At 65.8% G+C, this 18,067-nt stretch carries 18 protein-coding genes; 14 read left to right on the top strand and 4 right to left on the bottom strand.

Features of this window, described 5'->3' with window-relative positions; genetic code table 11:
• Positions 1-9: 9 nt before the first annotated feature.
• From rseP to CFB89_RS10145, 9 genes are all read left to right on the top strand, one after another.
• Positions 10-1,383 (top strand): RIP metalloprotease RseP, encoded by a 1,374-nt coding sequence (gene rseP, locus CFB89_RS10185; RefSeq protein ID WP_089467727.1) that lies wholly within the window; start codon positions 10-12, stop codon positions 1,381-1,383.
• Positions 1,384-1,444: 61 nt separating this feature from the next.
• Positions 1,445-3,754, top strand: a complete 2,310-nt coding sequence (gene bamA / locus CFB89_RS10180; RefSeq protein ID WP_006478499.1) for an outer membrane protein assembly factor BamA — start codon at positions 1,445-1,447, stop codon at positions 3,752-3,754.
• A 64-nt stretch (positions 3,755-3,818) separates the two neighbouring features.
• Entirely contained in the window at positions 3,819-4,316 is a 498-nt protein-coding gene (locus tag CFB89_RS10175; RefSeq protein WP_069256978.1) for an OmpH family outer membrane protein, read from the top strand.
• Between the two features lie 16 nt (positions 4,317-4,332).
• Entirely contained in the window at positions 4,333-5,412 is a 1,080-nt protein-coding gene (lpxD, locus tag CFB89_RS10170; RefSeq protein WP_089467725.1) for a UDP-3-O-(3-hydroxymyristoyl)glucosamine N-acyltransferase, read from the top strand.
• A gap of 129 nt (positions 5,413-5,541) precedes the next feature.
• Complete coding sequence (fabZ, locus tag CFB89_RS10165; protein WP_006495559.1) at positions 5,542-6,009, top strand: 3-hydroxyacyl-ACP dehydratase FabZ; 468 nt, start codon at positions 5,542-5,544, stop codon at positions 6,007-6,009.
• A 67-nt stretch (positions 6,010-6,076) separates the two neighbouring features.
• Positions 6,077-6,865 carry an acyl-ACP--UDP-N-acetylglucosamine O-acyltransferase gene (gene lpxA / locus CFB89_RS10160; protein ID WP_089467724.1) on the top strand — a complete coding sequence of 263 codons (789 nt, stop codon included), beginning with the start codon at positions 6,077-6,079 and terminating at the stop codon, positions 6,863-6,865.
• 3 nt (positions 6,866-6,868) lie between these two features.
• Positions 6,869-8,038, top strand: coding sequence for a lipid-A-disaccharide synthase (lpxB, locus tag CFB89_RS10155; RefSeq protein WP_089467723.1), 1,170 nt, complete (start codon positions 6,869-6,871; stop codon positions 8,036-8,038).
• Positions 8,035-8,679: a ribonuclease HII gene (gene rnhB / locus CFB89_RS10150; protein ID WP_089467722.1), complete on the top strand. Its 645-nt coding sequence runs from the start codon at positions 8,035-8,037 to the stop codon at positions 8,677-8,679. The genes lpxB and rnhB overlap by 4 nt, the downstream gene beginning before the upstream one ends.
• Positions 8,676-9,458, top strand: coding sequence for an RNA methyltransferase (locus CFB89_RS10145; protein WP_089467721.1), 783 nt, complete (start codon positions 8,676-8,678; stop codon positions 9,456-9,458). Before rnhB ends, CFB89_RS10145 begins: the two co-directional genes overlap by 4 nt.
• 103 nt (positions 9,459-9,561) lie before the next feature.
• Here CFB89_RS10145 and CFB89_RS10140 read toward each other — a convergent pair whose 3' ends face one another.
• Positions 9,562-10,377 (bottom strand): pyruvate, water dikinase regulatory protein, encoded by an 816-nt coding sequence (locus CFB89_RS10140; RefSeq protein WP_034207652.1) that lies wholly within the window; start codon positions 10,375-10,377, stop codon positions 9,562-9,564.
• Positions 10,378-10,753: 376 nt separating this feature from the next.
• On the opposite strand from CFB89_RS10140, the gene ppsA reads away from it, so the two are divergent.
• From ppsA to CFB89_RS10120, 3 genes are all read left to right on the top strand, one after another.
• Positions 10,754-13,153, top strand: coding sequence for a phosphoenolpyruvate synthase (gene ppsA / locus CFB89_RS10130; protein ID WP_089467720.1), 2,400 nt, complete (start codon positions 10,754-10,756; stop codon positions 13,151-13,153).
• 208 nt (positions 13,154-13,361) lie between these two features.
• Positions 13,362-13,796, top strand: a complete 435-nt coding sequence (locus CFB89_RS10125) for an NfeD family protein (RefSeq protein ID WP_089467719.1) — start codon at positions 13,362-13,364, stop codon at positions 13,794-13,796.
• A 33-nt stretch (positions 13,797-13,829) separates the two neighbouring features.
• A complete protein-coding gene (locus CFB89_RS10120; protein WP_050012889.1) occupies positions 13,830-14,765 on the top strand; it encodes an SPFH domain-containing protein in 936 nt (311 codons plus the stop codon).
• Between the two features lie 158 nt (positions 14,766-14,923).
• Here the strand turns inward: CFB89_RS10120 and smpB are convergent, their stop codons facing one another.
• A complete protein-coding gene (smpB, locus tag CFB89_RS10115) occupies positions 14,924-15,370 on the bottom strand; it encodes an SsrA-binding protein SmpB (RefSeq protein ID WP_006478511.1) in 447 nt (148 codons plus the stop codon).
• 99 nt (positions 15,371-15,469) lie between these two features.
• Here smpB and CFB89_RS10110 point away from each other — a divergent pair, with 99 nt between their 5' ends.
• Together CFB89_RS10110 and CFB89_RS10105 are read left to right on the top strand one after the other, a co-directional pair.
• Complete coding sequence (locus CFB89_RS10110; protein WP_089467718.1) at positions 15,470-15,907, top strand: type II toxin-antitoxin system RatA family toxin; 438 nt, start codon at positions 15,470-15,472, stop codon at positions 15,905-15,907.
• 4 nt (positions 15,908-15,911) lie between these two features.
• The gene (locus tag CFB89_RS10105) at positions 15,912-16,235 is read left to right on the top strand and encodes an RnfH family protein (protein ID WP_089467717.1); all 324 of its coding nucleotides are present in this window, start codon (positions 15,912-15,914) and stop codon (positions 16,233-16,235) included.
• Positions 16,236-16,277: 42 nt separating this feature from the next.
• Here the strand turns inward: CFB89_RS10105 and CFB89_RS10100 are convergent, their stop codons facing one another.
• The gene (locus CFB89_RS10100; RefSeq protein WP_089467981.1) at positions 16,278-17,243 is read right to left on the bottom strand and encodes a DMT family transporter; all 966 of its coding nucleotides are present in this window, start codon (positions 17,241-17,243) and stop codon (positions 16,278-16,280) included.
• A gap of 122 nt (positions 17,244-17,365) precedes the next feature.
• A complete protein-coding gene (locus CFB89_RS10095; RefSeq protein ID WP_089467980.1) occupies positions 17,366-18,052 on the bottom strand; it encodes a glutaminyl-peptide cyclotransferase in 687 nt (228 codons plus the stop codon).
• Between the last annotated feature and the right edge of the window lie 15 nt (positions 18,053-18,067).

The following is an 18,067-nucleotide window of genomic DNA, read 5'->3' as shown; positions in this document are numbered from 1 at the left end:
GGGGTGCTCATGAACGTGCTGGTCGAACTGGTCGCGTTTGCGGTGGCGATCGGGGTACTGGTCGTCGTGCATGAGTACGGACACTATCGCGTCGCGCGCTGGTGCGGCGTGAAGGTGCTGCGTTTCTCGATCGGCTTCGGCCAGCCCGTCGCACGCTGGGTCAGCCGCAAGACGGGCACCGAGTGGACGCTGTCCGCGCTACCGCTCGGCGGCTACGTGAAGATGCTCGACGAGCGCGATCCAGGCCCCGGCGGCATTCCGGCCGACGAGCTCGGCCAGGCATTCAACCGCCAGTCGGTCTACAAGCGCATCGCGATCGTCGCGGCCGGCCCGATTGCGAACTTCCTGCTGGCAATCGCACTGTTTTCCTTCGTATTCGCCACTGGCGTGACCGAGCCGGCCGCGATCGTCGCGTCGCCGGCCGCCGGCACGGCGGCGGCCCGGGCGGGTTTCGACGGCAGCGAGACGGTGGTGTCGATCCGAAACGCGCAGGGCGGCGAGTCCGAGCCGGTGCGGTCGTGGTCGGACCTGCGCTGGAAGCTGCTGGCGGCCGCGTTCGACCATCGCGAGGTCGTGCTCGGCGCGCGCGACGGCAATGCGACGTTCGATTTCCGCGTCGATCTCCGCAACGTCCCCGACAGCCAGCTCGACGACGACTTCATGGCCCATCTGGGCTTCGAGGCCGGCGGCGGCACGTTGTCGGTCGCGTCGGTGCAGCCGGGCAGCGCGGCGGAGCAGGCCGGCCTGAAGGTCGGCGACAAGCTGGTCGCGCTCGACGGCAAGCCGATCGGCGGCGCGTCGCGCTTCATCGACGCGGTGAAGCACCATGCGGGCCAGCCGCTCGAGTTGCGGATCGAGCGCAGCGGCGCCGCGCAGACGGTGCCGATCGTGCCGCAGAGGCAGCGCGACGACGAATCGGGGCAGCAGGTCGGCCGGATCGGCGCGGCGCTGTCGATGCACGCGCCGTCGGTGGACGTGCGCTACGGGCCGATCGAGAGCCTGCGGCTCGGCGCGCACCGCACGTGGGACATTTCCGTGTATTCGCTGAAGATGTTCGGGCGGATGATCACGGGCAACGCGTCGCTGAAGAACCTGTCCGGCCCGGTGACGATCGCCGACTACGCAGGCAAGAGCGCGCGGCTCGGTCCGTCGGCGTTCCTGTCGTTCCTCGCCCTTGTCAGCATTAGCCTTGGCGTCCTGAACTTGTTGCCGATTCCCGTTTTGGACGGGGGGCATCTGTTATATTATGCGGTTGAAGCCGCGACCGGGAAAGCCGTCTCGGAGCGCTGGCAGCTGATTCTGCAAAGAGCCGGGTTGATCTGCATCGTCGCGTTGTCGGCGATCGCGCTGTTCAACGATCTGGCTCGGTTAATCCATTTCTGAAGCGTCAGGCGGCGGCCGCTGGTCAGCCGCCTGATTTGATGCAGCTAAATATTGGGGATGCATGTTGTTCAAACCTCATCGCTTTGTACCTAAGACAGTTGCAGCGGCCGCGCTCGCCGCGCACGGCCTCGCGGCGCATGCAGCGGCACCGTTCGTGGTGCAAGACATCAAGATCGAGGGGCTGCAGCGCGTCGAAGCGGGTTCGGTGTTCGCCTATCTGCCGATCAAGCAGGGCGATACCTTCACGGACGACAAGGCATCCGAAGCAATCCGCGCGTTGTACGCGACGGGCTTTTTCAACGACGTGCGCATCGCCACGCAGGGCAACGTCGTCATCGTGCAGGTGCAGGAGCGTCCGGCCATCGCGTCGATCGACTTCACCGGCACGAAGGAATTCGACAAGGACAACCTGACGAAGGCGCTGCGCGCGGTCGGCTTGGCCGATGGCCGCTACTACGACAAGGCGCTCGTCGACAAGGCGGAGCAGGAGCTCAAGCGCCAGTACCTGACGCGCGGCTTCTATGCGGCCGAGGTCAAGACGACGATCACGCCGGTCGACGCGAACCGCGTGTCGATCCTGTTCGCGGTGGCCGAAGGCCCGAGCGCGAAGATCCGCCAGATCAACTTCATCGGCAACAAGGCGTTCAGCACCAGCACGCTGCGCGACGAGATGCAGCTGTCGACGCCGAACTGGTTCTCCTGGTACACGAAGAACGACCTGTACTCGAAGGAAAAGCTCACGGGCGACCTCGAGGCCGTGCGCTCGTACTACCTGAACCGCGGCTACCTCGAGTTCAATATCGAGTCGACCCAGGTGTCGATCTCGCCGGACAAGAAGGACATGTACCTGACGGTCACGCTGCACGAAGGCGAACCGTACACGGTGTCGGGCATCAAGCTGTCGGGCAACCTGCTCGATCGCGAGGCCGAGCTCAACAAGCTGATCAAGATCAAGCCGGGCGACCGCTTCTCGGCGGAAAAGCTGCAGCAGACCACCAAGTCGATCGTCGACAAGCTCGGCGAATACGGCTACGCATTCGCGACCGTCAACGCGCAGCCGGACATCGACCAGGCGAACCACAAGGTTAACCTGAACCTCGTCGTCGATCCGAGCCGCCGCGTGTACGTGCGCCGCATCAACGTGGTCGGCAACACGCGCACGCGCGACGAAGTGGTGCGCCGCGAAATGCGCCAGCTCGAAAGCTCGTGGTTCGACTCGAACCGCCTCGCGCTGTCGAAGGACCGCGTGAACCGCCTCGGCTACTTCACCAACGTCGACGTGACGACGGTGCCGGTGGAAGGCACGAACGACCAGGTCGACGTGAACGTGAAGGTCGACGAAAAGCCGACCGGCGCGATCACGCTGGGCGCAGGCTTCTCGTCGACGGACAAGGTCGTGCTGTCGGCCGGCGTGTCGCAGGACAACGTGTTCGGTTCGGGCACGAGCCTGTCGGTGAACGTCAACACCGCGAAGAGCTACCGCACGCTGACCGTCACGCAGGTCGACCCGTACTTCACGGTCGACGGCATCAAGCGGATCACGGACGTGTTCTACCGCACGTACCAGCCGCTCTACTATTCGACGAGCTCGAGCTTCCGGATCATCAGCGCGGGCGGCAACCTGAAGTTCGGCATTCCGTTCTCGGAAGTCGACACCGTCTACTTCGGCGCGGGCTTCGAGCAGAACCGCCTCGACGTCGATTCGAACACGCCGCAGAGCTACCAGGATTACGTGAATGAGTTCGGCCGCGTGTCGAACACGGTGCCGCTGACGGTCGCATGGTCGCGCGACGCGCGTGACAGCGCGCTGATTCCGAGCCGCGGCTACTTCACGCAGGCGAACATGGAGTACGGCGTGCCGGTCGGCAAGATCCAGTACTACAAGGCCGACCTGCAGGCGCAGTACTACTATTCGTTCTCGCGCGGCTTCATCCTGGGCCTGAACCTGCAAGGCGGCTACGGTAACGGTATCGGCAACCCGTACCCGATCTTCAAGAACTACTACGCGGGCGGTATCGGCTCGGTGCGGGGCTACGAGCCGAGCTCGCTGGGCCCGCGCGACACGAAGACGAACGACCCGATCGGCGGTTCGAAGATGCTGGTCGGCAACATCGAGCTGACGTTCCCGCTGCCGGGCACCGGCTACGACCGCACGCTGCGCGTGTTCACGTTCCTCGACGGCGGTAACGTGTGGGGCAACGCGCCGGGCGGCACGAGTACGGGCGCGAACGGCCTGCGCTACGGCTACGGTGTGGGTCTCGCGTGGATCTCGCCGATCGGCCCGCTGAAGCTGAGCCTCGGCTTCCCGCTGCAGAAGCACGAAGGCGACCAGTACCAGAAATTCCAGTTCCAGATCGGGACGGCGTTCTGACCGAACGCATGACAACAGCAACGAGAGGGTAATTTTGCTAACCGGTAAGTTTTCGAAACGAGTGATGTGCGCGCTGACCGTTGCGCTGGCCTTGGGCGCGGCAACGGTGCACGCACAGGACGTCGCCCGCATCGCGGCGGTCAATTCGGATCGGATCCTGCGCGAGTCGGCACCCGCGAAGGCGGCGCAGACGAAGCTCGAAGCCGAGTTCGCGAAGCGTGACAAGGATCTGCAGGACCTGGCGGCGCGCCTGAAGTCGATGTCCGATTCGCTGGACAAGAACGGCACGTCGCTGTCGGCGGCCGATCGCGCGCAGAAGCAGCGCGATCTCGCGCAGCTCGACACCGACTTCCAGCGCAAGCAGCGCGAGTTCCGCGAAGACCTGAACCAGCGTCGCAACGAAGAGCTGGCAGCCGTGCTGGAAAAGGCGAACAAGGTCATCAAGCAGATCGCCGAGCAGCAGAATTACGACCTGATCGTGCAGGAAGCCGTGTACGTCAGCCCGCGCATCGACATCACCGACAAGGTGCTCAAGGCGCTCGCGTCCGGCTCGACGAACTGAACGGAGCAGACGACGAATGGCATTGACGCTTGAGGCACTCGTAACGCGGTTCGGCGGCGAGATCGCCGGCGATGCACAGTGCACGGTCGGCGGCCTCGCGCCGCTCGACCAGGCAGGCCCTCAGCAACTCGCGTTTCTCGCGAACCCGAAGTACCTGTCGCAGGTCGAGACGACCCGCGCCGGCGCGGTGCTGATCGCGCCGAAGGATCTGGAAAAGCTGGGCGCGGCCGCGAAAGGTCGCAATTTCATCGTGACGCCGAATCCGTACGCGTACTTCGCGCGCGTCGCGCAGATGTTCATCGATCTCGCCACGCCGCCGCGCGCGGCCGGCGTGCATCCGAGCGCGACGATCGATCCGGCCGCGCAGGTCGCCGCGACCGCGGTGATCGGCCCGCACGTGACGATCGAGGCCGGCGCGGTGATCGAAGACGGCGTGCAGCTCGACGCGAACGTATTCGTCGGCCGCGGCACGACGATCGGCGCCGGCTCGCATTTCTATCCGAACGCATCGGTGTACCACGGCTGCAAGATCGGCCCGCGCGCGATCGTCCATTCGGGCGCCGTGATCGGCTCCGACGGCTTCGGCTTCGCACCGGATTTCGTCGGCGACGGCGACGCGCGCACCGGCAGCTGGGTCAAGATCCCGCAGGTCGGTGGCGTGACGATCGGCCCGGACGTCGAAATCGGCGCGAACACGACGATCGACCGCGGCGCGATGGCGGATACCGTCATCGAGGAGTGCGTGAAGATCGACAACCAGGTGCAGATCGGTCACAACTGCCGGATCGGCGCGTACACGGTGATCGCCGGCAGCGCCGGCATCGCGGGCAGCACGACGATCGGCCGCCATTGCATGATCGGCGGCGCGGCGGGGATCGCCGGCCACGTGACGCTCGGCGACTATGTGATCATCACCGCGAAGTCGGGCGTATCGAAGTCGCTGCCGAAGGCCGGCATCTATACCAGCGCGTTCCCGGCCGTCGACCACGGCGAATGGAACAAGAGCGCCGCGCTCGTGCGCAATCTCGACAAGCTGCGCGAGCGCATCAAGGCGCTCGAAGCCGCGCTCGCCGCCCAGGGCGGCGCGGGCGCCTGAGCCCATCATGCGAGACCACGAACCGGGCACGGCCAGCGCAACCGGCCCGGTTTGCCAGACTGGGCCGCGCGGCGGCCCGCTTCAGCCTTTGCATCACCACCGCGCAGCCTCTGCGTGAGACGAACCATCATGAGCACTGAAAAAATCAATCTCGACATCCACAAGATCCTCACGCTGCTGCCGCATCGCTACCCGATTCTGCTCGTCGACCGCGTGCTCGAACTCGAACCGCACAAAGGGATCAAAGCGCTGAAGAACGTGTCGATCAACGAGCCGTTTTTCCAGGGGCACTTCCCGAAGCGGCCGGTGATGCCGGGCGTGCTGATTCTCGAGGCGCTCGCGCAGGCTGCCGCGCTGCTGACGTTCGCGGAAGAGCAGCCGAAGGATCCGGAGAACACGCTGTATTACTTCGTCGGGATCGACGGCGCGCGCTTCAAGCGTGTGGTCGAACCGGGCGACCAGCTGATCCTGAACGTGACGTTCGAGCGCTACATCCGCGGCATCTGGAAGTTCAAGGCGGTGGCGGAAGTGGACGGCAAGGTGGCGGCGGAAGCCGAGCTGATGTGCACGGTCAAGACGGCCGACGCGGCGCCCTGAGCGACGCGGCACGCATGGGTAACATCACGCGAACAACGCGACACATCATATCGAGAGGCAACGGCGCATGACCAGGATTCATCCTACCGCGATCGTCGAGCCGGGCGCGCAGATCGACGAATCGGTCGAGATCGGCCCGTACGCGATCGTCGGTCCGCACGTCACGATCGGCGCGCGCACGACGATCGGCTCGCACAGCGTGATCGAAGGCCATACGACGCTCGGCGAGGACAATCGCATCGGCCATTACGCATCGGTCGGCGGCCGTCCGCAGGACATGAAGTACAAGGACGAGCCGACGAAGCTCGTGATCGGCAACCGCAACACGATCCGCGAATTCACGACGATCCACACGGGCACCGTGCAGGACGTCGGCGTGACGACGCTCGGCGACGACAACTGGATCATGGCCTACGTGCACATCGGCCACGACTGCCGCGTCGGCAACAACGTGATCCTGTCGAGCAACGCGCAGATGGCCGGCCACGTCGAGATCGGCGATTTCGCGATCGTCGGCGGCATGTCGGGCGTGCACCAGTTCGTGCGCATCGGCGCGCATTCGATGCTGGGCGGCGCGTCGGCGCTCGTGCAGGACATCCCGCCGTTCGTGATCGCTGCCGGCAACAAGGCCGAGCCGCACGGGATCAACGTCGAAGGGCTGCGCCGGCGCGGCTTCTCGCCCGACGCGATCTCCGCGCTGCGCAGCGCGTACCGCCTGCTGTACAAGAACGGCCTGTCGCTGGAGGAAGCGAAGGTGCAGTTGCGCGAGCTCGCGGAAGCGGGCGGCGACGGCGACGCACCGGTGAAGGCGCTCGTCGAGTTCATCGACGCGTCGCAACGCGGCATCATCCGCTAAGCGATGCCGCTCACCACCCATCAGCTCCGGCTCGCGATGGTGGCCGGCGAGCCGTCGGGCGACCTGCTCGCGGCGTCGCTGCTCGGCGGGCTGCGCGAGCGGCTGCCCGAAGCGGCCCAGTATTACGGGATCGGCGGGCCGCGCATGATCGCGCAGGGCTTCGACTCGCACTGGCAGATGGACAAGCTGACCGTGCGCGGCTATGTCGAGGCGCTGGGCCAGATTCCCGAGATCCTGCGGATTCGCGGCGAACTGAAGCGCCAGCTGCTCGCCGAGCGGCCGGACGCGTTCATCGGCGTCGACGCGCCCGATTTCAACTTCAGCGTCGAACAGGCGGCGCGCGACGCGGGCATCCCGTCGATCCACTTCGTGTGCCCGTCGATCTGGGCATGGCGCGGCGGCCGGATCAAGAAGATCGCGAAATCCGTCGATCACATGCTGTGCCTGTTCCCGTTCGAGCCGGCGATCCTCGACAAGGCCGGCGTCGCATCGACGTACGTCGGTCATCCGCTGGCCGACGACATTCCGCTCGAACCCGACACGCATGGCGCGCGCATCGCACTGGGCCTGCCGGCCGACGGCCCCGTGATCGCGGTGCTGCCGGGCAGCCGGCGCTCGGAGATCGCGCTGATCGGCCCGACGTTCTTCGCGGCGATGGCGCTGATGCAGCAACGCGAACCCGGCGTGCGGTTCGTGATGCCGGCCGCGACGCCCGCGCTGCGCGAACTGCTGCAGCCGCTCGTCGATGCCCATCCGCAACTCGCGTTGACGATCACCGACGGCCGTTCGCAGGTCGCGATGACGGCCGCCGACGCGATCCTCGTGAAGAGCGGCACCGTCACGCTGGAAGCCGCGCTGCTGAAGAAGCCGATGGTGATCTCGTACAAGGTGCCCTGGCTGACCGGGCAGATCATGCGCCGGCAGGGCTACCTGCCGTACGTCGGCCTGCCGAACATCCTGGCGGGGCGCTTCGTCGTGCCCGAGCTGCTGCAGCATTTCGCGACGCCCGAGGCGCTCGCCGATGCGACGCTCACGCAGCTGCGCGACGACGCGAACCGCCGCACGCTGACCGAAGTGTTTACCGAAATGCATCTCTCGCTGCGGCAGAACACGGCCGCGAAGGCGGCCGAGGCCGTCGTGCGCGTGCTCGAACAACGCAAGGGGCGCGCATGACCGCAGTTCGTGCACCGCGCCGCCGCGCGCCGGGCGACGTGCAGGGCGGTTTCGACTTCAGCCGCCCGGACGAGATCGTCTGCGGCGTCGACGAGGCCGGCCGTGGCCCGCTTGCGGGGCCGGTCGTGGCCGCGGCGGTGATCCTCGATCCGGCGCAGCCGATCGACGGGCTCGACGATTCGAAAGTGCTGTCCGCGAAGAAGCGCGACATGCTGTACGAGCTGATCGTCGCGCGTTCGCACGCGTATTGCGTCGCGTCGGCGAGCGTCGACGAGATCGATACGCTGAACATCCTGCACGCGACGATGCTCGCGATGAAGCGGGCCGTCGAAGGCCTGTCGGTGCTGCCGACGCTCGCGCAGATCGACGGCAACCGCTGCCCGACGCTGAGCGTGCGCGCCGAGGCGATCGTCAGCGGCGACGCGCTCGTGCCGAGCATTTCCGCCGCGTCGATCCTCGCGAAGGTCACGCGCGACCGGATGCTGGTCGACCTGCACGAACGCTTCCCGGTGTACGGTTTCAACGTACATGCGGGCTACGGCACCGCGAAACACCTTGCCGCATTGCGCGAACACGGCCCGTGCGAAGCGCACCGGCGCTCGTTCGCGCCGGTTCGTGCGGCGCTTGACCTGATTCGATGAAAAGCATCACTTCCCGCGACAACCCGCTGTACAAGCGCCTGAAGGCGCTCGCGGGTTCGACGCCCCATCAGCGCCGCAGCGGCCAGGCGCTGCTCGAAGGTTTCCATCTCGCGAGCGCGTACCTCGAGACGGGCGCGACGCCCGAGCTGTGCGTGACGACCGAAGGCGCGCTCGGCCACGCGGAAGCGCAGGCGATCGTCGCGCGGATCGACGCACAGCGGATCGTCACGCTGCCGGACGCGTTGTTCGGGCAGTTGTCGAACGTCGTCAGCGGCGTCGGCTTCCTGCTGCTGGTCGACCGGCCGGCGCAACCGCTGCCGGAGCGCGTGACGCATACGTCGGTCGTGCTCGACGGCGTGCAGGATGCCGGCAACGTCGGCTCGATCCTGCGCAGCGCGGCGGCGGCCGGCGTGCGTCACGTATTCTGCGCGCCGGGGACGGCCTACGCGTGGTCGTCGAAGGTGCTGCGTTCGGGCATGGGCGCGCATTTCCTGTTGTCGATCCATGAGGACGTCGAAGCGGCGGCGCTGGCCGAACGCCTCGACGTACCGGTCGCGCTGACCGACTCGCACGGCGCGCAGGCGCTCTACGACTGCGACCTGTCGCAGCCCGTCGCGTGGGTGTTCGGCAACGAAGGCGCCGGCGTGTCGGCATTCTGGCGCGATGCGGCCACGCATCGGGTGACGATTCCGCAGCCGGGCGGGATGGAGTCGCTGAACGTGGCGGCCGCCGCCGCGGTGTGCCTGTTCGAACAGGTGCGTCAGCAGCGGCCGGCGTGACGCCGCACGCGCGCATGCGCCGCAAAAACGAGAAAAGGCCGCGTTCGACGCGGCCTTTTTTGCTTGGGGCGGCGGCCAGACGGTCGCGCTGGCGCGCCGACGCTCAGTACGACTGCCGGTCGAGGCGGATTTCCTGCAGGATCGTCGTCGCGATTTCCTCGATCGACTTGTGCGTCGACGACAGCCACTTGATCCCTTCGCGGCGCATCATCGCCTCGGCCTCGTTGATCTCGTAGCGGCAGTTCTCCGGCGCCGCGTACTTGCTGCCCGGCCGGCGCTCGTTGCGGATCTCCGACAGGCGCTGCGGGTCGATCGAGAGCCCAAACAGCTTGTCGCTGTACGGCGACAGCGCCGACGGCAGCTTGCCGCGTTCGAAGTCTTCCGGAATCAGCGGATAGTTGGCCGCCTTCACGCCGTACTGCATCGCGAGGTACAGGCTCGTCGGCGTCTTGCCGCTGCGCGACACGCCGACGAGGATCACGTCGGCCTCCGACAGGTTGCGGTTCGACTGGCCGTCGTCGTGCGCGAGCGAGAAGTTGATCGCCTCGATCCGCGTCTTGTATTCCTCGGTGTCCGCATTCTGATGGCCGCGGCCCATCGCATGGCTCGATTTGAGCTCCAGTTCCTGCTCGAGCGGTTCGACGAAGCGCTGGAACATGTCGAGCACGAGCGCGTTCGAGCGCTTGACGATGTCGTTCGACTCGCTGTCGACGAGCGTCGTGAACACGATCGCACGGCGGCCGTCGTGCACGGCGGCTTCGTTGATCTTCTCGACGGTCGCATAGGCCTTGTCGAGCGAGTCGACGAACGGCACGCGCACGAGGCGGAATTTCTGGTCGAACTGGGAGAGGATCGAATGCGCGAAGGTTTCGGCAGTGATCCCGGTGCCGTCGGAGACGATGAATACGGTAGGCAGCATGAATCTGGACATCGAGCGTGAAGGGCAGTTGCGCGGGCGGCTGGAGGCGAGCCTCCAGACCCAGTGACAAGGTCGCGCCACATCCGGCAGCCGGCACGGTAGAATAGCGGCAACCTGTTGGATAAGCAATTGCGGGGGCAGGGCGCGAACGGCGCCCGCCGGCTGGGCCGCGCGATTCCAGAATTCCCGGCAAGTCTGGCGATTTGTCTGCAAATATCGCCCTTCTGCCGGGATTTTTGTAAATCGGGTCGGAAGATTTTCGCCGCTGCGAATGTTTATCTAACAGGTTGCGCAAGACGCGCCGCGCCTTTTTGCAAGCGCCCGCGTCCAAGCCCACTTGCGCGATCGAGCATTTTTTTCACACTTAGGGGCTTGTATGACTAACGCAGCAAACGTCGCAAAGGACCAGGCGTATGTAATTCCGTTCGAGCAGTTGCGGATGACCGATGTGGAGATCGTGGGCGGCAAGAATGCGTCGCTCGGCGAGATGATCAGCCAGCTTTCCGAAGCAGGCGTTCGCGTGCCCACCGGTTTCGCCACGACCGCGCTCGCATTCCGCGATTTCCTCAAGCACAACGACCTCACCGATCGCATCGCCAAGCGTCTCGAGTCCCTCGACATCGACGACGTGAAGGCGCTCGCCGAAGCCGGTGCCGAAATCCGCAAGTGGATCGTCGACGCACCGCTGCAGCCGCGCCTCGAGCAGGAAATCCGTGCGCAGTTCGAAGTGCTGAAGAACGGCTCGCCGAGTGAACTGTCGTTCGCCGTGCGCTCGTCCGCGACCGCGGAAGACCTGCCCGACGCATCGTTCGCCGGCCAGCAGGAGTCGTATCTGAACGTCGTCGGCATCGACGACGTGCTCGACCGCATGAAGCACGTGTTCGCGTCGCTGTACAACGACCGCGCGATCTCGTACCGCGTGCACAAGGGCTTCACGCACGCGGAAGTCGCGCTGTCGGCCGGTGTGCAGCGCATGGTCCGCTCGGACGTCGGCGCCGCCGGCGTGATGTTCACGATCGATACCGAATCGGGCTTCAAGGACGCCGTGTTCATCACGTCGAGCTACGGCCTGGGCGAAACCGTCGTGCAGGGCGCGGTGAACCCGGACGAGTTCTACGTGTTCAAGACGACGCTCGCGCAGGACAAGTACCCGATCATCCGCCGCTCGATCGGCTCGAAGCTGATCAAGATGGAATTCACGCAGCCGGGCGAGCCGGGCCGCGTGAAGACGGTCGACGTGCCGCACGAGCAGCGCAACCGCTACTCGATCACCGATGAAGACGTGATCGAGCTGGCGAAGTACGCGGTCATCATCGAGAAGCACTACCAGCGTCCGATGGACATCGAGTGGGGCAAGGACGGCCGCGACGGCAAGATCTTCATCCTGCAGGCGCGTCCGGAAACGGTGAAGAGCCAGGCGAGCGGCAAGGCCGAGCAGCGCTTCAAGCTGAAGGGGCAGTCGCAGGTGCTCGCGACGGGGCGTGCGATCGGCCAGAAGATCGGCGCCGGCCCCGTGCGCGTGATCCAGGATCCGTCGGAAATGGAACGCGTGCAGCCGGGCGACGTGCTGGTGGCCGACATGACCGACCCGAACTGGGAGCCGGTGATGAAGCGTGCGGCGGCGATCGTCACGAACCGGGGCGGGCGCACCTGCCACGCGGCGATCATCGCGCGTGAGCTGGGCGTGCCGGCCGTCGTGGGCTGCGGCGATGCAACGGACGTGCTGAAGGACGGCGCGCTCGTCACCGTGTCGTGCGCGGAAGGCGACGAAGGCAAGATCTACGACGGCCTGCTCGAGACGGAAGTCACGGAAGTGCAGCGCGGCGAACTGCCGGAAATCCCGGTCAAGATCATGATGAACGTCGGCAACCCGCAGCTCGCGTTCGACTTCTCGCAACTGCCGAACGGCGGCGTGGGTCTCGCGCGTCTCGAGTTCATCATCAACAACAACATCGGCGTTCACCCGAAGGCGATTCTCGAGTACCCGAACATCGACCAGGACCTGAAGAAGGCGGTCGAGAGCGTCGCGCGCGGTCACGCGTCGCCGCGTCAGTTCTACGTCGACAAGCTGACGGAAGGCGTCGCGACGATCGCGGCGGCGTTCTATCCGAAGCCCGTGATCGTGCGTCTGTCCGACTTCAAGTCGAACGAGTACAAGAAGCTGATCGGCGGTTCGCGTTACGAGCCGGACGAGGAAAACCCGATGCTGGGCTTCCGTGGCGCATCGCGCTACATCGCCGAGGACTTCGCGCAGGCGTTCGAGATGGAATGCCGGGCACTGAAGCGCGTGCGTGACGAGATGGGCCTGACCAACGTCGAGATCATGGTGCCGTTCGTGCGGACCGTGAAGCAGGCGGAGCGCGTCGTCGGCCTGCTCGAGAAGTTCGGCCTGAAGCGCGGCGAAAACGGCCTGCGCCTCGTGATGATGTGCGAAGTCCCGACCAACGCGATCCTCGCCGAAGAGTTCCTGGAACACTTCGACGGTTTCTCGATCGGCTCGAACGACCTCACGCAGCTCACGCTCGGCCTCGACCGCGATTCGGGCATGGAACTGCTGGCCGTCGACTTCGACGAGCGCGACCCGGCCGTCAAGTTCCTGCTCAAGCGTGCGATCGATACCTGCCGCAAGATGGGCAAGTACGTCGGTATCTGCGGCCAGGGCCCGTCCGATCACCCGGACTTCGCGCAATGGCTGACGGACGAAGGCATCGTGTCGATCTCGCTGAACCCCGACACGATCATCGATACGTGGCAGGCGCTCGCCAACCGCAAGTAACGGTCGGTCATGCAGCTTCGGCGAAAGCGAGGTCCGCCGCGCTTTCGTTGAAGGCAAAATGCAAGGTTCGTGCTATAAACACCCCGGTAAGCACCGGGGTGTTTTTTTTCGTCGGTACGCGCGGCGATCTCCAGCGTGCCGACCGCTTCGCACAGTTGCGCACGCAGCGAATATAGTGAGCATCGGGGACGTTTTTCTGGAGACCACAATGATGTCGGGGCATCTGTTCTGGTGGGTCGGGGTGGGCGTGCTGGTCGTCGCGGAGTTGTTGACGGGCACGTTCTATCTGCTGATGATCGCGCTCGGCTTTCTCGCGGGCGGGGTGTTGCAACTGGCCGGTTTCGCGCCGCACGTGCAGTTCGGCGCGGCGGCCGCGGTCGCGATCGTCGCGATGATCGTGCTGCGCCGTTCGGGGCTCGGCCGCAAGCAGAAGCGCGACACGTCGACGAATCCCGACGTCAATCTCGATATCGGCTCGACCGTCACGGTCGACGCGTGGCGTGACGGCCGCGCGCGCGTGCAGTATCGCGGGGCCGACTGGGACGTCGAGCTCGCGCACGGCGAGCGCGACGACGCGCACGTGTACCAGGTCAGCGCCGTGCGCGGCAATTGCCTCGTGGTCGTGGCGAAACCCGCGGGCTGATCGTCCGCTGATACAACAAGGAGAGAATATTTCATGGATTCGCTGATCATCTGGGTTGTCCTGCTCGTCATTGCGATCGTGATCGTGTCGAAGACGGTGAAGATCGTGCCGCAGCAGCATGCATGGGTGCTCGAGCGCTTCGGGCGCTACCACGCGACGCTGTCGCCCGGTCTCAATATCGTGCTGCCGTTCGTCGATCGCATCGCATACCGGCACGTGCTGAAGGAAATTCCGCTCGACGTGCCGAGCCAGGTCTGTATCACGCGCGACAACACGCAATTGCAGGTCGACGGTGTGCTGTACTTCCAGGTGACCGATCCGATGAAGGCGTCCTACGGGTCGAGCAATTTCGTGCTGGCGATCACGCAGCTTGCGCAAACCACGCTGCGCTCGGTGGTCGGCAAGCTCGAACTCGACAAGACGTTCGAGGAACGCGATTTCATCAACCACAACATCGTGTCGGCACTCGATCAGGCGGCGGCGAACTGGGGCGTGAAAGTGCTGCGCTACGAGATCAAGGACCTGACGCCGCCGAAGGAGATCCTGCACGCGATGCAGGCGCAGATCACCGCCGAGCGCGAAAAGCGCGCGCTGATCGCCGCATCGGAAGGCCGCAAGCAGGAACAGATCAACCTCGCGTCGGGGGCGCGCGAAGCCGCGATCCAGAAGTCCGAAGGCGAGCGGCAGGCCGCGATCAACCAGGCGCAGGGCGAAGCCGCCGCGATTCTGGCGGTGGCCGAGGCGAACGCGCAGGCGATCCAGAAGATCGCGAGCGCGATCCAGTCGCAAGGCGGGATGGATGCAGTGAACCTGAAGGTCGCCGAGCAGTATGTCGGCGCGTTCGCGAATCTCGCGAAGCAGGGCAACACGCTGATCGTGCCGTCGAACCTGTCGGATCTCGGCACCGCGATCTCGTCGGCGCTGACGATCGTCAAGAACGCCGGGGCGGCGTCCGGCGCGAAGGGCTGAGCCCGATGTTCCGTCCGAGGCCCGTGCGGGCGCCCGGTGCGATCGTCGTGCGACGAATCGTCGCGCAGCCGGGCAAACGGCACGCGCGATTCAGGTAGTCCAAAGCAACACGGCCCGCTTCGAGCGGGCCGTGTCGTTTGCGATGAATGCGGTGGGCGTCAGGTGCCGGCGCGCATGATGCGCGCCTTCTCGCGTTCCCAGTCGCGTTTCTTCTCGGTTTCGCGCTTGTCGTGCAGCTTCTTGCCCTTCGCGAGCGCGATGTCGCATTTCACGCGGCCGCCCTTGTAGTGGAAGTTCAGCGGCACGAGCGTGTAGCCGCGCTGCTCGACCTTGCCGATCAGCTTCTTGATTTCCTCGCGGTGCAGCAGCAGCTTGCGCGTGCGAACCGGGTCGGGCTTGATGTGCGTCGAGGCTTCAGGCAGCGGGCTGATATGGGTCCCGATCAGGAAGATCTCGGCGTTCTTCACCACGACGTAGCCTTCCTTGATCTGGCCGCGTCCGGCGCGCAGCGCCTTGACTTCCCAGCCCTCCAGCACGAGCCCCGCTTCGTAGCGTTCCTCGATGTGATAATCGAAGTGCGCTTTCCTGTTGTCGATGATGCTCATGAAAGGATCGGGCCAACTCGTTTAAAATCACGATTTTAGCAAAGCGGGGCGGGAATCGCCCGGCTTGGCTTTCCCACTTTCAGCGATGCCGCGCGATTTATGGCAGATGTTCAGAAAACCGTATTGATCCGCCACTCGGCGGAACAGATGTTCGACCTCGTCACCGACGTGGCCGACTACCCCAATTTCCTGCCCTGGTGCGGCGGTGTCGAGATTCGCCGTCAGGACGAAAGCGGGATGGAAGCGCGCATCGACATCAACTTCAAGGGTATCAGGCAGCATTTCGCGACGCGCAACACGCAGCAGCGGCCGACGCGCATCGACATGGAGTTCGCGGACGGACCGTTCAAGAAGTTCACGGGTTCGTGGCGCTTCATCCCGCTGCGCGCCGATGCGTGCAAGATCGAATTCGCGCTGCACTACGAGTTTTCGAGCATCCTGCTCGAGAAGATCATCGGGCCGGTGTTCAGCCACATCGCGAACACGTTCGTCGATTCGTTCGTGAAGCGCGCGGACCAGCGCTACGGCAAGGGGTGACGCGATGCTGTCGATCGAAGTCTGCTATGCCCTGCCGGACCGCCAGACGCTGATTCCGCTGTCGTTGCCCGAAGGCGCGACCGTGCGCTCGGCCATCGACGCGAGCGGCGTGCTCGCGCTGCACCCGGAGATCGATCTCGTGCACGCGAAGACGGGCGTCTACGGCAAGCTCGCGCCGCTCGATGCGCCGCTCGTCGATCACGATCGCGTCGAGATCTACCGTTCGCTGATCGTCGATCCGAAGCTCGCGCGCCAGCGGCGCGTCGACAAGTCCCGCCGCGACGGTTCGATCGAGGGCCGCAAGTGGATGCACAAGGACGCGCGCTGACGCGTCGTTCGCGCTGACGCGTCCGATCAAACGCCGCGGCGCTCAGTGGGCCGCGGCGTTTGCGTTTGTCGGTGCGCCGCCCGGCGTGTCGCCATGCTTGCGCACCGAGCCGTATACGCCGGCGAGCAGCAGCACGAGCGCGGCGATTTCGAGCGCATGCGGCATCCGCCGGTCGTACACGAACGCGTACAGCATCGCGAACACGGTTTCGAACACGATCAACTGGCCCGACAGCGTCAGCGGCAGCCGCTTCGACGCGGCGTTCCACAGCCCGTTGCCCAGCCACGACGCGCCGATCGCGAGCGCGAGGTTCAGCAGCCAGAACAATTGCCAGCGCGATGCCGGCACGGCCGCCTGCACGGTGCCGGCCGGCAGCGCGAGGATCGCGAGCCAGCAGAGCCCGCCGATCAGGCCCGTCACGACACCCCACAGCACCGACCATTCGTTGCCGCCGAAGCGGTGATGGCGCTGCAGGTAGCGCGTGTTCGCCACCGCATACCAGGTCCAGCTCGCGAGCGCGCCCGCCGCGCAGGCGATGCCCGCGAGCTTTTGGGCGAGCGTCGTCGCGTGCGCGGCTTCGGACGTAAACAGATCGACGTTGATGCAGACGATGCCCGCGATCACCAGCGCGAGCGGGGCGGCGAGCCGCCGCAGCGGCATCGCGCCGTGATCGCCGAGGCCCGCGAGCGTGACGGTCACGGGCAGCACGCCGACGATCAGCGAACTGGGCGCGATGCCGATCAGGCGCACGGCGCCGGACAGCAGCATGTAGTACGCGACGTTGCCGATGACGGCGAGCCTCACGAGGGCGACGAGATCCTCGCGGGTCAGCCGGGCAAGCAGCGAGCGGGCGGCCGGCAGGGCGGCCACGAGCGACACGAGGCCGTACATCGTGTAGCGGCCGGCGCTCAGCAGCAGCGGCGAGAAATCGGTCAGCAGCCGCGGAACCAGAAACACCATGCCCCACAGGGCGCCTGCCAGGACACCGTACACCACGCCGCGCTGCATCGACCGCTCCGAACACATGACCGAGGTGCGCGCATCTTAGCGATGCCGTCGCGGCGGCGTCTTGTTCATTCCTGCACTCGCGGCATGGCGCGGCGCATCGAGCGGGTTCGGCGCGCGGCGAATCAGTCCTCTGTCGAATCGGGTGTCGCCGCCGCGCCGTCGCTGGCCGCACGCTTGCGCGCGGGGCGTCGCACGGCACGCAGCTTGCCGCTGTTGCCGCCGCCGCAGTAGAAGCGGTCGTGACCGTCGGATTCGAGCCCCGAGACGCCGACGCCGGCCGGCATGTCGATCTGCTCGAGCACTTCGCCCGTGCGCGGATCGATGCGTCGCAGGTCGCTCCGGTCGGCTTCCCACGTGCCGTGCCACAGCTCGCCGTCGACCCACGTCACGCCGGTGACGAAGCGATTCGATTCGATCGTGCGCAACACGGCGCCCGACTGCGGATCCACCTGATGAATCTTGCGTGCGCTGTACTGGCCGACCCACAGCGTGCCTTCCGCCCACGCGAGCCCCGAATCGGCGCCGCCGCCGGGCGCGGGGATCGTCGCGAGCACGTGGCCCGATTCGGGATCGATCTTCTCGATGCGGTCGTCGACGATCTGGAACAGGTGGCGGCCGTCGAACGCGGTGCCCGCGTGCGCGGCGACGTCGAGCGAACGGACGATCGTGCCGCGCTCGGGGTCGAGCGCATTCAGCTTGTCGCCGGACGCGTACCACACGTGCTGCCCGTCGAACGTGACGCCGTGCACGCCGTCGACGCCCGGAAACGGGCCGTACTCGTGAAGGAGGTCTGCGGTGGAGCGTTTCATGTTCGTCACCTCGTC

Source organism: Burkholderia sp. AU16741 (assembly GCF_002223345.1).
Lineage (GTDB): Bacteria > Pseudomonadota > Gammaproteobacteria > Burkholderiales > Burkholderiaceae > Burkholderia > Burkholderia sola.
The sequence above is the reverse complement of the archived record's forward strand: the minus strand, read 5'-3'. Positions and strand labels throughout refer to the sequence as shown.